Genomic DNA, 12594 nt, shown 5'->3' with positions numbered 1-12594 from the left:
CTTGTCCCGGAAAAATTCCTGTCACACAACCCGCGCAAAGAGTTGCCCGTGAAGAAACATTTTCTTGCTTGTTGCCTTGTACTTGCCGGGTCCGCATGGGGCCAGGCGACCTGGTTCACCGTCATGGGTGACACCGGCAATCCGGCGGTGGACACCATTGAGGTTGACCCCACGCCGCTCAGCGCCAGCGCCAGCGACGAGTCGCAGACCATGCGGATACGCGTGAGCCGCCGCGAACTCCGCAAAAACTGGGAAGGCCTGCCTTACCAGTCTTACGAGGCCGATGTCGTTTTTGACTGCACCAACAAGAAGGCGCGTTACACCTCGGTCGTGTTTTATCTGGAGCCCGTCTGGCAAGGCAAGTCGCACAACACCTCGGTTTACACGAAAGAAAATCCGCGCTGGATGGAGTTTCGCGACGTCAGTCCGAACCCAACCTGGCAGATCATTCGCGCCGCCTGCGAGAGTGACCGTGTAAAGACAAGCGACGCGCCCGGCCAGCTACTGCTGTGGGAAGACGCCGTCCACTTGGTATAAAAAAGGAGCTACCGGCGCACGGCCAGAAAGGGCTGATGCCTATTTTCCGGACGACACCAGCACCGGTGCTTCGCGGTACAGATCGGGCATCACGGTTTTCAGGTTGGCGATTTTCGGGGCGTCAAAGCGCCGGATGTAGGGCGAATTCGGGTTGCGCGTGGCGTAGTCCTGGTGGTAACCCTCGGCCGGGTAAAAAGCGCTCAGTGGACTCAGCTGGGTCACGATTTTTGCCGGGTAGGCTTTCGCGGCGTCGAGTTGCGCGATGTAGCGCTCAGCTATCTCTTTTTGCCCGGCGCTCCTGAAGAAAATTGCCGAGCGGTATTGGGTGCCGGCGTCCGGGCCCTGGCGATTGAGTTGGGTTGGATCGTGCGCCACAGAAAAGTAGATCTGCAGCAGCTTGCCGTAAGAGATCTGTTTCGGATCGTAGCTGACCTGCACGGCTTCGGCATGGCCGGTCCGGCCGGAACCGATGCTGGCGTAGGTCGCGGTTTCTTTCGCGCCGCCCGAGTAACCAGAAACCGCATTGATCACGCCACGGGTGTGCTGGAACACGGCCTGCACACCCCAGAAACACCCGCCGGCAAAAACTGCGGTATCAAGCGCAGCTGGTGTCCCGCTGGCCGTGTCGAAGGCGGGGGCGGGCAAGACCACAGCTTTTTCCGTGGCCGCGCTGTTGCCCAGCAAGCCCCAGGCCAGCAGACCCGTCGCGGCAGCCAGCGCCAGGGCATTGAAGGCGCCGCGCATCATGCGGCCGCGAAGTTCAGGGTGACACCGTTCATGCAGTAGCGCAGGCCGGTGGGACGTGGGCCGTCGCTGAACACATGGCCCAGGTGGCCGCCGCAGCGGCGGCACAGGACCTCGGTGCGCTTCATGAACAGCGAGCTGTCGGTTTCCTCGACCACGGCTTTGTCCAGCGGCTGCCAGAAGCTGGGCCAGCCGGTGCCGCTTTCAAACTTGGTGGTCGATGAAAACAGCGGCAGGGCGCAGCCGGCGCAGCTGTAGGTGCCGGTGCGTTTTTCCTTGTTGAGCGGGCTGGTGTAGGGCCGCTCGGTGCCCGCCTTGCGCAGCACGCTGAACTGCTCGGGCTTGAGCAGGGCTTTCCACTCGGCGTCGGTTTTGCTGATTTCCCAGGTGTGGGGCGGCGGGGCGGCCTGGGCCGGTTTGCTGGTGAACAGGGTACGTGCGCCAGCCAGCAGAGTCGCCAGGGCGCCAAGGCCCAGCAAGGTGTTTCGTCGGCTCATCATGGTGTCTCCTTGTGCGCGCCATCGGTCAATGGCAACTGTTGGAGTAGGCGGTAGGGCCAGCGGTTCCTTACACGGCAGACAATTATTGTCTTCCAGGCGAGCAACGCTCGCTGCTGGTTCGATTCTGTAAAAATGGCGGACTGATACCGACTTGCAACAGGCCTGCCATGTTTTTGACACCCATGCCCGATCCACGCGCCAGCGCATCATGAAAAACCGTCTGTCTGGCGGCCTGGTGTACTCAACTGACAGCGGCAGGATGTGCCCGGCCTGCCGCCAGGCCATGGCCCGCTGTACCTGCCGCCAGGGCAAAGCCGTGCCGGCGTCGGATGGCATCGTGCGGGTCTCGCGCGAAACCAGGGGCCGCGGCGGCAAAAGCGTCACCGTCATCAAGGGGGTGCCGCTGGCCGAGCCGGCGCTGCTGCAACTCGGCAAACAGCTCAAGGCAGCCTGTGGTTCGGGCGGCACCGTCAAGGACGGCGTGATCGAGGTGCAGGGCGACCATCTGGCGACGCTGATCGAGCTGCTGAAAAAGCAGGGCTGGACCGTCAAGCAGTCTGGCGGCTGAGCGTGAAGCCCGAAGACCTGCAACTGCTGGTCACGCGCGAGATGCCGTTTGGCAAGTACAAGGGGCGGCTGATCGCCGATCTGCCTGGCAATTACCTTGCATGGTTTGCGCGCGAAGGTTTTCCCCAGGGCGAGATCGGGCGATTGCTCTCGTTGATGCTGGAGATCGACCACAACGGCCTGTCGTCGCTGCTTGAGCCGCTGCGTCGGCGCTGACCCCGCAGGGGCTCGCTCCCACAGCCTGTTGCTGCCGGCCGGGCTGGCCTCTTGTTTCAGCGGGCGGCGAAGACTACCATGGTGAACCCGCATCCGACTGGCGCACGCAGGAATGGCGCGCCGGTCAGCCCTGAATTTGTCTGGAGTCTTTATGCCGCAACTCATTGCATCGGTCGAGGGGGTCGAAATCAGGCATGTGTACCTCCGCAAGGACCGCACCACGCTGGGCCGCAAGCCGCACAACGACATTGTCTTCAACAACCCGGTGGTCAGCGGTGAGCACTGTGTGTTTGAGCTGCAGGGTCTGGCGGATGTCTACCTGGAAGACCTGGCCAGCACCAATGGCACTTACCTCAACGGCAAGATGATCAAGTCGCGGCAACTGCTGCAGAACAACGATGCGATCGCCATCGGCAGTTTCAGGGTTCATTACCTCGCTGCGTCCGAGGAGTCGGGCTACCACGAGACCGCCGAGATGACGCTGGATGCGCTAGCCCCGAGTGCGGCTTCCGGCGACTTGCACGCCAGTTTCAAGGTGCTCTCGGGATCTTCGGCCGGGTTGGAGGTGCCGGTGGTCAAGGCGGTCACCACGTTCGGCCAGCCTGAGGTCAGCGTCGTGGCGGTGTCTCACCGCCGGTATGGCTATTACGTGGCACACCTGACCGGCGCCATTGCGCCGACACTCAACGGGAAGCCGGTAGGCGCAGATGCCGTGCCGCTGGGTCACAACGATGTGCTCGAACTGGCCGGAACCAGCATGCAGTTTTTGCTTCGGGGTTAGGAGCAGGCTCCAGCGCAGCAGTTCGGTGGCGGGCCGTTGCTGCGCCGCATCTGCAGTATCTGTTGGTAACGCGCCCACGCATGATTTTCGGTCTGGCGGGGAATTTGTGATTTATGCTGCCACAGGCCGTGCTGAGGCCAAGGAGGAGATACCTTGAGTGTATGGACGTGGCTGGTGGCAGGGATGGGGGTTGTGCTGGGCATGGCGCTGGGCGCGCTGCTGCATTGGGGCTGGGCACGCCGCCATGCCGAGCGCAAGCTGAGCCTGCCGGAGCGCTGGCTGCTTAACGCCAGGGGCCTGGTCACCTCCGAGGAGATGGCGGTCTGGAAGTGGTTGCGCAAGGCTTTTTCCGACCACGTGGTGATGGTCAAGGTGCCGGTGATGCGCTTCACCGTGCCCAGCACCCGGGGACGCCCCGACAACAAGGAGCAGCACTGGCACGAACTCCTCAATGGCGTTTATTGCACCTTTACCGTCAGCAACATGGAGGGCAAGGTGGTGGGTTGCGTCGATGTACCGGGCAAACGCGGCCTGACCCGGGCCCGGCGCGAGATGAAGGAGGACCTTCTGGCAGCCTGCGGCATTGGCTACACCACGGTGCGCAGCGCCAGCCTGCCTTCGGGCCATGCGATGCGAATGGCATTTCTCGGTGAGGCCGAAGTTGTCGGGAGAGATGCCGAGGACACCCGGGGCGGGGACAGCAGCTTTCACGCGGCGCTCAACGACTTCACCACTGAAAAAGTCCGCGCTGCCAAGGCGGCGGCCATGCAGGAGCTCAAGGACAAGCAGGCCGCCGAGACCGAAGCGCAGGGAAAAAACCGCAGAGAAGGGTTTAACCCCGACGGTACGGGTTCCTTCATGACGCGCGCAAAGTCCGACCGCTTTGCCGTCCAGTGGGATGACTCCTTCACCATGCCGGCCGAGACCCGGCCCGCCAAGCTGCCCTGAGGCACGGGATGCGGTCGATGTACCTGCCTGGCTACCTGTTCATCAAGGCCGGCGTGATCCTGGTGGATTTGCAGTCGGCTGAATTGCAGCAAGAGGAGCTGGATCTGGATGACGCACAGCCAGGTGAACCCACACGCGATCGCTCACGACTCATGATCGCCATGGATGCGATCAATGGGCGATTTGGCAAGGGGACGTTGGGATCGGCGGCTACCGGCGGAACCGGGCCACCGAGGCAGTGGGAGATGAAGCAGGAGCGCAAGACCCCGCAGTACACAACACGGCTGGAGGATGTCCCGGTGGTGCGAGCTTGACCATCGAGCGCGAGTTGGGCTTTGAAAAGTCACTTCCGCGCGCCAGTAACAGGTACCCCTGCGGATTGCAGATCACACACGCTCCTCTGACGATGTAGTCGCACCCGCAATTCATGTGACGACCCACCCAACCCTGGCCTATGAGGTATGTGAGGTATGTGAGGTAAGAAAAATACGCAGTAGTCAGGCTATCTTTCGCACAGCCCGCATGCACTGTTGTGTGGTGAGGGGCCGGGTGGGCAACCATCACCGTCTTATGGGGCTTAGAGCTCCGAGTTTCTACAGCCAACCTACTCAATATCCCAGCTCTGCCTAAGGGTTTTTGCTATTCCCACGGTCGGTTTGTCCGACAAGAATGGGGCGTTCTCATTTTTTTGAATCGGGAGTCAGCGGTGGACAATTCGGCGCTTTCGGGTACTTTCCAGTGCGTGATTACCGAGCCTGCTTACAAAGCAGTCTCAGCGGCCATCGAGCGGGCAATCATCGGTGGTGCGCTGCCCCCCGGCACAGCACTGCCGACCGAACAGGACCTGTCCGAAAGATTTGGAGTGCACCGCTCCACAGTTCGCGAGGCAATCCGCCAAGTCGAACAAGAAGGCCTACTGCAGCGGCGCGCAAGCAGGCGCTTGTACGTTTGCCTGCCTGGCATTAACGATCTGGCGCCCCGAGCTACACGATTGCTTCTGCTGCAGGAAACGACCTTCAGAGAGATGTGGGAAGTTGCGTTGGCGATCGAACCGCTTTCTGCACGGCTCGCAGCGCAATATGCAACCGAAGAGGACCTGGAGTTGCTGGAGGCGAACTTTGACGCCGGTCTAGCAAGCTCCGACTTGCCTACGCTGGTCGCTCTAGATACTGAATTTCACGCCCTTGTTGGCCGTGCATCACACAACAGCGCCTTGATGCTCGCTCGTGAACCAATCAGTCTGCTTTACAACACCGCCTTGCTACAGATATTCGAGCGCCTGCCACAGGGATGCGAACGCAACGTCACCGCGCATCGGCGAATCCTAGACGCTTTGAGGAGTCGCGACGGCGAAGCCGCAGCGCATTGGACGCACAAACATATGGTCGATTTTCAACGCGGCTTCGCGTTGGCTGGGCTCGACATGAGCTCGCCCCTCGTTAAGTCGAAATAGGGTCGAAAGACTCACCTTGCCCAAATCGGGCGCATAACTGGAGACGCGAACATGGCAAAACATTTCGGACAAACGATATTTCCGCCACAGCGCATTCGCTTGCGTGTCATTGCTGCAAGCGCAGCGCTGCTGGTCGCGGGTTCCTTACATGCGCAAGAAACCTTCAAGATTGGAGTCGTCAGTTTCCTATCGGGACAGGCCGCCGAAAGTTTCGGCATCCCGGCGGTCAACGGCGCGAAAGCACTGGTTGAAGCCTTCAATAACGGGCAGGCACCAGCGCCTTACAACAAGCCTGGCTTCGGCGGCATGAAGATTGAGGCGGTCTATATCGATGAAGCCGGTGGAGCGACCAAACAGGTCCAGGAACTGCGCAACCTCTACGACCGCGAAAAAGTTGATGCAGTGGTCGGATATGTCAGCTCCGGGGACTGTCTAGCGGTAGCGCCCGTTGCCGAGGAGATGAAGCGCTTTCTGATCTTGTATGACTGCGGAACACCGCGGGTCTTCGAGGACAGCAAATTCAACTATGTTTTCCGTACCGCTTCACACGCGACCATGGACAACGTGGCGCTGGCCCGATATTTGAAGGCCAAGAACGTCAAGGTCAATACCTTCAACATGATCAACCAGGACTATGCCTGGGGTCAGGACTCGAAGAAAGACTTCGCGCTGTCCATGGAGAAGCTGTACCCCGACGCCAAGACCGGTCAGGACCAGTTGCCGAAATTTGGCGCCGGTCAGTACGGCACCGAGATCTCGTCGCTGATGAGCAAACCTGCCGACGTAACCCACTCCAGCCTATGGGGGGGCGACCTTCAAGCCTTCATCCTGCAGGCGGGGCCGCGCGGATTGTTCAAGCGGACACAGGTGGTGTTGTCGGCTGGCGACCACGTACTGCCGGGCCTGGGTGACAAGATGCCCGATGGCACCATCCTCGGTGCGCGCGGCGCCTACGGCCTGATGTCGCCGAAGTCGGCTCTTAACGACTGGTGGTGGGACCTCTATTCCAAGGCCAATGGCGTCTACCCAGTGCAGGCTCCGTACCGAATGGCTCAGGCCTTGCTCGGCCTGAAGCTCGCGGTCGAAAAAGCCACGGCGGCAAATGGCGGCAAGAAGCCGAATTCGGAGCGGTTGGCTGCGGCTCTGAAGGGTGCGGAATGGGACTCTCCAGCTGGCAAGATCCGCATGGCTCTGGCTGACGGACAACAAGCGATCCAGGAGACCGCGATCGGTAAAACGCGATATGACGCAGCCAAGAAGATGGTGATGATTGACGACATCGTTCGTTTTCCAGCCGAATGTGTCAATCCACCATCAGGCATGAAATCGGAAGACTGGATCAAGGCAGGCTTCCCTGGTGCCAAGGGTTGCCCTTGAGTCTCTAGCAGCGCCTTCGGGCGCGCCGCGATTAGACATTCGAGGCGCGCCCGACTTCTGAAACACCCACCTGGACCAAGATCATGCCCGCCATCTCAACCATCCTGATTGACGGACTGACGTACGCGTCATGGCTTTTCATCGTCGCGCTCGGGCTCACGCTGGTTTTCGGCGTTCTCAAGATTCTGAACATTGCGCACGGAAGCTTCTACGCCCTCGGTGCCTATGCTGCGGCCAGTTTTGTCGGCTGGACTGCCAGCGAGGGTTTGGCCCCGGGTTGGTCGCTGGCGGCGATGTTGCTAGCTGCTGTCGCCGTGGCCGTGATTGTCGCGCCACTGGTCGAGCGGGGTCTGCTGCGCTTCTTCTACGGCCGCGATGAGGTCCTGCTCGTACTCGTAACCTACGCCCTGTTCCTCATTCTCGAAGATGTCACCAAGTTGGTCTGGGGCGCCAACCCCTACTACGTGTCCGAACCGTATTCGCTGTTCGGCAATATCGACGTCGGTATACAGAGCTATGTCGGATACGAGTTCGCACTAATCGGCCTCGCCGTGATCGTTGGCCTCACCGTTTGGTGGGGCCTGAACAGAACCCGCCAAGGCAAAATTGTGCTGGCAGTGATCCACAGCCCAGAAGTCGCGTCGAGTATGGGAGTCAACGTGTCACGGGTTTACATGGTCGCGTTCGCGATCGGCATCTTCTTGGCAGCGTTGGGCGGGGCATTCACCGCACCGATGATTTCCGTGCAACCAGGTATGGCTGTCAGCGTGGTCATTGTTTCTTTCGCGGTCGTCATCATCGGCGGGCTAGGCAGCATCGAAGGAGCTGCCATCGGCGCACTGATCGTTGGCTTGGCGCGTTCACTGGCCGTGCACATCGTACCGGTGGCTGAGCTGTTCTCAATCTATGTCGTGATGGCGGTGGTTCTGATGTTCCGGCCCGAAGGCCTGTTCCAGCGCATCCAAGCGAGGAAGATCTGAGATGCCAACTGTTCTTCCTGTATCGCTGAGGGGATCGGGTACGGGCCACGGACGGCTTGTCCTGATCGCGGTCGTGACGTGCACGGTGCTCTCACTGGCTGGGTTGCTGATGCCGCGCTGGCTCAGTTTTTTGTTGACCATGGCAGCGGCAAATGGTCTAGTCTCGCTCGGTATCGTCGGACTGATGCGCGGTGGTGTTGTCCCCTTTGGGCAAGGCATGATGCTGGCCGCCGGCGGCTACGCAGCAGCGCTTGCCTACAACCACCTCGGATTCACTGATGCGCTGGGTATGGCCTTGATCGGTGGCGTTGCTGCCGCCCTGGTTGCCGCGCCGTTCGCACCGCTGCTATCGCGTTACCGCGGCATTTTCTTCGCAATGCTGACCCTGGCTTTATCGATGGTGACTTATGGTCTGCTGATGAAGCTCGACTTCTTAGGTGGCTCGGACGGCTTCAACATGGGAAGGCCGACCTTGTTTGGCCAGCAACTACCAGATGGTCGCGTCGTCTATACGCTTTATGTACTTGCGATGGTTCTGGCTACAGTGATGGCATTGCTGGCGCGAATCTTCTTTGACAGCACGCGAGGACTGGTCACACTGGCCGTAAAGGAAAACGAACTTCGGGTTGAGTATCTAGGCGGCTCGGTACGCCAAGCCATGACGATCAATTTCATACTCGCTGGCTTCTGCGGCGGCATCGGCGGCGCACTCGCGGTAATGGCTCTCGGACACATCGAACCGAACTTCAGCTTTTGGACAACCTCTGGTGAATTTGTCTTTGTAGCCATTCTTGCTGGTTGGCAGAGTGTGGCTGCAGTGTTTGTCGCCAGCACGTTGCTAGAAGTGGTGCGATCTTTTTCCGGCGCTTATTTCCCGAATACATGGCAGCTGGTGCTGGGAATTTTTCTTCTGCTGGTGATCCGCTTTTTACCGGGGGGAATAGGCTCTTTGTGGATGGGGAAAAAACGCAAATGAGCACACTTCTCGAAGCTCAGGGTATCAACAAAAGTTTCGGTGCAGTTGTTGCCGCCGACAACATTAATATCCGCATTTCTAGTGGAGAGCGGGTCAGCTTGGTCGGGAGCAACGGCGCAGGAAAGACGACCTTTGTCAACATGATCACCGGTTACATGAAACCGGACACGGGTCGCATCACGCTCGCTGGACACGACATCACGCCACTTGAGCCCCGACTTATCACCAGGCTCGGCGTGGCGCGGTCGTTCCAGATTCCGCAGTTGTATGGCGATCTAAGCGTGCTCGACAACATGCTGGTTGCCAATGCCTGTCACGACCACAGACTCAGCTTCTGGCTGCCTGCCAGGAGGCCGTCAGCTATCTTGCGGGCGGAAACACTGCTTGAGCGCTTCCGCCTCAGCGAGCACCGTGATCGTCGCGTTGCCGAGTTGCCCGGCGGCGTACGAAAACTGCTCGATATCGCGATGGCCATGACCGGCCGGCCTAAGCTGCTGCTGCTCGACGAGCCGACTAGCGGCGTTTCAGCCGACGAGAAGTTTCCAATGATGCAGACCATCATGGACGCGCTCGGCCATGATGCTGACACGACGGTCCTGTTCGTCGAGCACGACATGGACATCGTAGAGCGATACGCCAACCGCGTTCTTGCCTTTTATGCGGGCCGGGTCATAGCCGACGATGTCCCGGCCATCGCGTTGAAAACCGATGACGTGCGCCGCTACGTGACAGGCGAAATTCTGCAGGAGTAAAGAAGCGATTCCTCGCCTCGAAAGAAGTCAATGTTGAAAATTGAAAACATTCACGTATCAATTCAATCAGTCGTTGCCCTTCGCGGTCTAACCGTGGAAGTGGCCGATGGCACCATGGTTGGCTTGGTTGGACGAAACGGTGCCGGCAAGACAACATTGATGCGCTCGGTAATGGGCCACCTGAAACCGAGCGCGGGCAAGATTAGCTTCAACGGACAGGACCTCGGAGAGCTGCCACAACATGCGCGCGCGCGCCTTGGCATAGGCTACATGCCAGAAGATCGCGGGCTGGTGCCCGAATTGACCGTCGAAGAAAATATCCTAGTCCCGGTCTGGGTCAGCAAGAACTTGAAAGTCGAGGAGCGACTGGAACTGGTCTACCGGGTTTTGCCCGAACTCTTGGAGATGCGCGAACGTCGCGCACTTCTGCTGTCGGGTGGACAGCAGAAGCTGGTTGCGCTGGCTCGTGCAATGGCTGTCGGTACGCGTCTGCTGCTACTTGATGAACCATTCGAAGGAGTTGCCCCCGCGCTGTCGAAACGCCTGGGTGAAGTCATCTCCAGCATGAAAGGCAGTGCTATCTCGGTACTGATCGCACAGAGCGACCTCAATCATTCGCGACGTCTGGTCGATGCAGAGTTTGTTGTCGAGCGAGGGGCCAACGTTGCGCCAGCCACCGTCTGAGGCGAATGCAATGAACCACTGGCTGGGTTATCCGGTTCCAGCCATGCGCTACGAAGCACCGTATGGTGACAGGTTAGTACGCTGTTTTGCCGAACGGCCAAGGAGTCTGTTCGCGATGTTTGCGGCCTCTGTGGCTCGCACGCCTGACGCCGAGGCCATCGTTTGCGACGGCCGGCGTTGGAGCTACAAGCAGTGCGAGCTGGCAACACGCAATCTGGCCAGACGACTGGCTGCAAAAGGTGTGCAGCGCGGTGATCGCTTGGTTATGCTGATCGACAACCGGCCAGAATTCATTGTTGTCTTGCTGGCGTTGCAACGGCTGGGAGCAATTGCTGTGCCGGTGGGTGTGCGGGAGCAGCGCCCGGGGCTTGAATACATCATCGGTCAGTGCGGCGCCATGGGCGCGGTGGTTGATGCGGATCTGATTGAGAGACTGCCTACAGTCGGGCGTGAGTGCGCGCCCGCAGAGCAGACATGCGGTTTTCGTTTGGTAGTGGGCGACGGGGCAGATGCTTTCTCGATGGTGGACTTACTCTGTGCGGAGGAGGCGGGGGATGAAGTGCCGCCTTGCGAGGTTGCCGAGACCGATACGGCGGTGATTCTCTACACCTCGGGTACAACGGGCAATCCGAAGGGCGCGATGTTGACCCACTTCAATATCGTGCATTCTTGTCTGCACTACGAGAGCTGCATGAAGCTGCAGGCAAGCGACCGCTCAGCACTAGCGGTGCCGGCAAGCCACGTCACCGGCTTGATCGCGAGCATCGCCTCGATGCTGAAGGTCGGTGGCGCGATCATCATCACCCCACCCTTCAAAGCTGAAACCTTCATCAAGGCGTTAGCGGCCGAGCGCGTCACTCATACGCTGATGGTGCCTGCTATCTACAACTTGTGCCTATTGCACCCAAGCTTTGCAAGTGCAGACCTTAGTGCCTGGCGCATTGGCGGTTACGGTGGCGCACCGATGCCACTGGCAACCATCGATGCGCTAGCTGAGCGGCTGCCCCAGCTGACTCTGATCAATGCCTACGGCTCGACCGAGGCCACCTCACCGGCGACGATGATGCCGGCTGGTCAGACCCGCGATCACGCCGACAGCGTAGGTGTTGTCCTCCCTGCTGCCGACATCCTCGTGATGGATGACGGCGGACGTGAAGTGCCTGCTGGTGAAACCGGCGAGCTGTGGATCTCGGGACCGATGATCGTGCCGGGCTACTGGGCGAATCCAGAAGCTACTGCGGCTTCTTTTACCGGCGGCTACTGGCGTTCTGGCGATCTCGGCGCGATCGATAACGAGGGCTATGTCCGCGTCTTTGATCGCAAGAAAGACATGCTCATTCGTGGCGGTTTCAAGATCTATTCGGTAGAGGTCGAAAACGTGCTGATGGCTTGGCCCGGCATGCTGGAAGCGGCAATCGTAGGCCGCCCCTGCCCTGTGCTTGGGGAGCGCGTTCATGCATTCGTTTATGCAATGTCTACAACCAAGGACAAAGATGCATTGCAGGCGTTCTGCGGTGTTCGCCTGGCCGACTATAAGGTTCCAGAAACCATCACCTGGTGCGAATCACCCTTGCCTCGAAATGCCAACGGCAAAATCATGAAGCGTTTACTGCGTGAGAAGGCTGCAGACAGAAATTGAACTTATGTTGCAGTGTGTTGCCCCCTCGGTGGAGATGCTCATCGTTCAGTACACACTGAACTTTCACGGTGCGTTTCTAGCCAACGAATCAATGGTTGGCTAGCTCTCGCGGCCGAGGCAGTGGATGGTTCAACACAGTTTCAGCTGGGTAGGGATCAACAACCACTCTCGATTTTCAGCCTGCGGTAGTGGGCCATAAATTATCTGCACACTTGGTCAAACAATCACTGGTAGCAAAACGCTTCGTCCCAAATTTGCACCTCAGGTGTGCGATGGAGACTGGCGTGCTCGGCTAGTACATCAACACGCAAGATTCGAAACATAATGATGCCCTAGCTTTCGATCTGCATCTTGCCGTGGGAACGTCCACTCAATGGTTTTCCGGGACTCATTTTGATCGCGTTGCCACGCGGCGACTTCGTGTTCAAGCAATCCCCGAT

At 59.4% G+C, this 12594-nt stretch carries 15 protein-coding genes; 13 read left to right on the top strand and 2 right to left on the bottom strand.

The features are described 5' to 3' along the window. Positions 1–48 precede the first annotated feature (48 nt). Complete coding sequence (locus tag ACESMT_RS08240; protein WP_372826083.1) at positions 49–537, top strand: surface-adhesin E family protein; 489 nt, start codon at positions 49–51, stop codon at positions 535–537. Between the two features lie 39 nt (positions 538–576). On the opposite strand, the gene msrA is transcribed toward ACESMT_RS08240, so the two are convergent. Together msrA and msrB are read right to left on the bottom strand one after the other, a co-directional pair. After that, on the bottom strand, positions 577–1284 hold the full coding sequence (gene msrA / locus ACESMT_RS08235) for a peptide-methionine (S)-S-oxide reductase MsrA (RefSeq protein ID WP_372826082.1): 708 nt from the start codon (positions 1282–1284) through the stop codon (positions 577–579). Further along, a complete protein-coding gene (gene msrB, locus ACESMT_RS08230; RefSeq protein ID WP_372826081.1) occupies positions 1281–1781 on the bottom strand; it encodes a peptide-methionine (R)-S-oxide reductase MsrB in 501 nt (166 codons plus the stop codon). Before msrB ends, msrA begins: the two co-directional genes overlap by 4 nt. A gap of 208 nt (positions 1782–1989) precedes the next feature. Between msrB and ACESMT_RS08225 the strand changes: the two genes are divergently transcribed. The 12 genes from ACESMT_RS08225 to ACESMT_RS08170 all read left to right on the top strand — a co-directional run bounded on the left by ACESMT_RS08225 (position 1990) and on the right by ACESMT_RS08170 (position 12154). Continuing rightward, a complete protein-coding gene (locus tag ACESMT_RS08225) occupies positions 1990–2349 on the top strand; it encodes a translation initiation factor Sui1 (protein ID WP_372826080.1) in 360 nt (119 codons plus the stop codon). Positions 2350–2351: 2 nt separating this feature from the next. After that, positions 2352–2564, top strand: coding sequence for a DUF3820 family protein (locus ACESMT_RS08220; RefSeq protein WP_372826079.1), 213 nt, complete (start codon positions 2352–2354; stop codon positions 2562–2564). A 151-nt stretch (positions 2565–2715) separates the two neighbouring features. Next, entirely contained in the window at positions 2716–3345 is a 630-nt protein-coding gene (locus ACESMT_RS08215; RefSeq protein WP_372826078.1) for an FHA domain-containing protein, read from the top strand. 153 nt (positions 3346–3498) lie between these two features. Then, positions 3499–4293 (top strand): DUF2726 domain-containing protein, encoded by a 795-nt coding sequence (locus ACESMT_RS08210; RefSeq protein WP_372826077.1) that lies wholly within the window; start codon positions 3499–3501, stop codon positions 4291–4293. An 8-nt stretch (positions 4294–4301) separates the two neighbouring features. Then, entirely contained in the window at positions 4302–4607 is a 306-nt protein-coding gene (locus tag ACESMT_RS08205) for a DUF4113 domain-containing protein (RefSeq protein ID WP_372826076.1), read from the top strand. Positions 4608–4999: 392 nt separating this feature from the next. Beyond that, positions 5000–5746 (top strand): FadR/GntR family transcriptional regulator, encoded by a 747-nt coding sequence (locus ACESMT_RS08200; protein WP_372826075.1) that lies wholly within the window; start codon positions 5000–5002, stop codon positions 5744–5746. Positions 5747–5797: 51 nt separating this feature from the next. Beyond that, complete coding sequence (locus tag ACESMT_RS08195; RefSeq protein WP_372826074.1) at positions 5798–7123, top strand: ABC transporter substrate-binding protein; 1326 nt, start codon at positions 5798–5800, stop codon at positions 7121–7123. Positions 7124–7206: 83 nt separating this feature from the next. Beyond that, positions 7207–8103, top strand: coding sequence for a branched-chain amino acid ABC transporter permease (locus ACESMT_RS08190; protein WP_372826073.1), 897 nt, complete (start codon positions 7207–7209; stop codon positions 8101–8103). Between the two features lies 1 nt (position 8104). Next, entirely contained in the window at positions 8105–9079 is a 975-nt protein-coding gene (locus tag ACESMT_RS08185; RefSeq protein ID WP_372826072.1) for a branched-chain amino acid ABC transporter permease, read from the top strand. Beyond that, complete coding sequence (locus ACESMT_RS08180) at positions 9076–9831, top strand: ABC transporter ATP-binding protein (protein ID WP_372826071.1); 756 nt, start codon at positions 9076–9078, stop codon at positions 9829–9831. The genes ACESMT_RS08185 and ACESMT_RS08180 overlap by 4 nt, the downstream gene beginning before the upstream one ends. Before the next feature lie 30 nt (positions 9832–9861). After that, a complete protein-coding gene (locus tag ACESMT_RS08175) occupies positions 9862–10515 on the top strand; it encodes an ABC transporter ATP-binding protein (protein WP_372826070.1) in 654 nt (217 codons plus the stop codon). 10 nt (positions 10516–10525) lie between these two features. After that, complete coding sequence (locus ACESMT_RS08170; RefSeq protein WP_372826069.1) at positions 10526–12154, top strand: class I adenylate-forming enzyme family protein; 1629 nt, start codon at positions 10526–10528, stop codon at positions 12152–12154. Positions 12155–12594: the final 440 nt, after the last annotated feature.

The sequence above is a fragment of the Polaromonas sp. genome (assembly GCF_041689105.1).
GTDB lineage: Bacteria > Pseudomonadota > Gammaproteobacteria > Burkholderiales > Burkholderiaceae_C > Polaromonas.
This window is presented reverse-complemented; position numbering and strand designations above follow the sequence as displayed.

Coding starts and splice junctions, on each gene's coding strand:
- msrA (WP_372826082.1), bottom strand. CDS start 1,284: ATGATGCGCGGCGCCTTCAATGCCCTGGCGCTGGCTGCCGCGACGGGT.
- msrB (WP_372826081.1), bottom strand. CDS start 1,781: ATGATGAGCCGACGAAACACCTTGCTGGGCCTTGGCGCCCTGGCGACT.
- ACESMT_RS08225 (WP_372826080.1), top strand. CDS start 1,990: ATGAAAAACCGTCTGTCTGGCGGCCTGGTGTACTCAACTGACAGCGGC.
- ACESMT_RS08215 (WP_372826078.1), top strand. CDS start 2,716: ATGCCGCAACTCATTGCATCGGTCGAGGGGGTCGAAATCAGGCATGTG.
- ACESMT_RS08205 (WP_372826076.1), top strand. CDS start 4,302: ATGCGGTCGATGTACCTGCCTGGCTACCTGTTCATCAAGGCCGGCGTG.
- ACESMT_RS08195 (WP_372826074.1), top strand. CDS start 5,798: ATGGCAAAACATTTCGGACAAACGATATTTCCGCCACAGCGCATTCGC.
- ACESMT_RS08190 (WP_372826073.1), top strand. CDS start 7,207: ATGCCCGCCATCTCAACCATCCTGATTGACGGACTGACGTACGCGTCA.
- ACESMT_RS08185 (WP_372826072.1), top strand. CDS start 8,105: ATGCCAACTGTTCTTCCTGTATCGCTGAGGGGATCGGGTACGGGCCAC.
- ACESMT_RS08180 (WP_372826071.1), top strand. CDS start 9,076: ATGAGCACACTTCTCGAAGCTCAGGGTATCAACAAAAGTTTCGGTGCA.
- ACESMT_RS08175 (WP_372826070.1), top strand. CDS start 9,862: ATGTTGAAAATTGAAAACATTCACGTATCAATTCAATCAGTCGTTGCC.
- ACESMT_RS08170 (WP_372826069.1), top strand. CDS start 10,526: ATGAACCACTGGCTGGGTTATCCGGTTCCAGCCATGCGCTACGAAGCA.